The organism is Limosilactobacillus viscerum (assembly GCF_947387525.1).
Lineage (GTDB): Bacteria > Bacillota > Bacilli > Lactobacillales > Lactobacillaceae > Limosilactobacillus > Limosilactobacillus viscerum.
Window position 1 is genome coordinate 1 of the sequence record NZ_CANDNW010000080.1, and the last position, 445, is coordinate 445.

General features: G+C 35.7%; 1 pseudogene. It reads left to right on the forward strand.

Going from position 1 to position 445, the window contains the following annotated elements:
• Positions 1 to 78: 78 nt before the first annotated feature.
• Positions 79 to 429 (forward strand): annotated as a pseudogene (locus QOS07_RS09330) (IS30 family transposase); the annotation flags it as partial.
• Between the last annotated feature and the right edge of the window lie 16 nt (positions 430 to 445).

Here is a 445-nt window from a genome sequence, read left to right on the forward strand (position 1 = left end):
TTTTAGTTTAAACGTAAAAATCTGGTATTGGTATAGAAAGTGAAATTTCTATATCAACACCAGATATTGTAGAGCCAGAATGCTTACTATCGCATTTTTAAAACAATTACTTCTGATAATGGTTCTGAATTTAGTGAGTTAACGCGAGTTCATGACCATGTTTTCTATGCTGATCCGTATTCCCCTTGGGAACGCGGATCCAATGAAATCAATAATCGTTTTCTCCGGAAGGAGATTACTAAGGGCCAAGCTATTAATGATTATAGTAGTGCCCAGATTATAGCGACCAATAACTGGATGAATCACTATCCACGAGCCATATTTAATGGACGTTCTGCAATGGATGTTTACTGTAAAGCATTCTATCAAGAGATGTCACGTTCTCATCAACCAATAATTAATTGGTCAGTGCTATTTATTTCAGCTTAGTGGCTAACTTATTCTT